General features: G+C 66.4%; 1 protein-coding gene. It reads right to left on the reverse strand.

From position 1 onward, the window contains the following. On the reverse strand, nucleotides 1-784 hold a 784-nt coding region (locus tag ACIRS4_RS39330; protein ID WP_404205244.1), incomplete at its 3' end, for a helix-turn-helix domain-containing protein. Between the last annotated feature and the right edge of the window lie 237 nt (nucleotides 785-1021).

Here is a 1021-nt window from a genome sequence, read left to right on the forward strand (position 1 = left end):
CGCCCGGGCTGCGCAGCCCGATGAAGATCTGCATGCGCCCGGGATAGGCGGTGCTGTTGACATTGAACAGCTGCCCGACGATCCGCGCCGTCGCACCGTCGCCGTTCCGCAACCGGATGACCGGGCGGGCGCGCTCGTAGCGGGCGGTGGTGTCCGACCAGATCTCCAGGAACAGCGGGAACCGGCCCAGCTCCTGCAGCAGGTCGTCGAACCAGCTGGTGTCGCCGAACTGGGCGATGTAGCCGTGCAGCCATTGGATCGAGATCCGTAGCTCCCGCTCCCATTCGACCAGCGCGTGCCGCGCGCGGGGATCCCCGAGCATCCAGCGCAGCAGATTGCCGTCCTGGGTCAGTCCCGGGAAACCCGCGGCGAAGCTGTCGTTCCACATCAGGACGTTCAGGCGGGTGTCGACGTAGGCGGCCAGGTGCGGCTCGTACAAGGCCAAGGCCTGCGGAATACCGCGCCCGAGATCGGCGCGCAGGTCATCGGTCGAGGGCTGCTCCACCGGACCCAGTCCGGCCAGATCCGACAATTGCCGGAACTCCTCCGGGGCCAGTGCCGCCAGGCGATCGAGATAGCGCATCAACGCCGTCACCACTTCACGGGTGGGCCGCTCACGTTCACCCTTCTCCAGGTGATTCACATAGCTGGCGCTGACCCCCGAATTGAATGCCAGCCGCTCCCTCGACACGCCGCGCGCATCGCGTAGCCGGCGCAATACCGACCCGAACGTGGGCGCATTGGGAAGCCCGTCCCCCTCCACCTCGGTATCGAACTCCTCCATCGCCGCCTCTCCCACGCGCGAACCTTCCGGTGTGCTGATTCTTCCATTCCCCCAATCAGCGCGCGTCCCAGGGGAAACTGGGCGATACTGGACGAATCGGGCGTGATCGGATGGCGGGGAGCCGGCTCGCAGTCCAGGGTCGGCGGATGAGGCCAAGCGGATTCACGCTCGCCGAAGGAGCTGTCCCCCATGGTTTCCGAGCGAATCATCCTTCCCGACTTCTACATGCCGTATCCT

Source organism: Streptomyces sp. NPDC101166 (assembly GCF_044768125.1).
Lineage (GTDB): Bacteria > Actinomycetota > Actinomycetes > Streptomycetales > Streptomycetaceae > Streptomyces.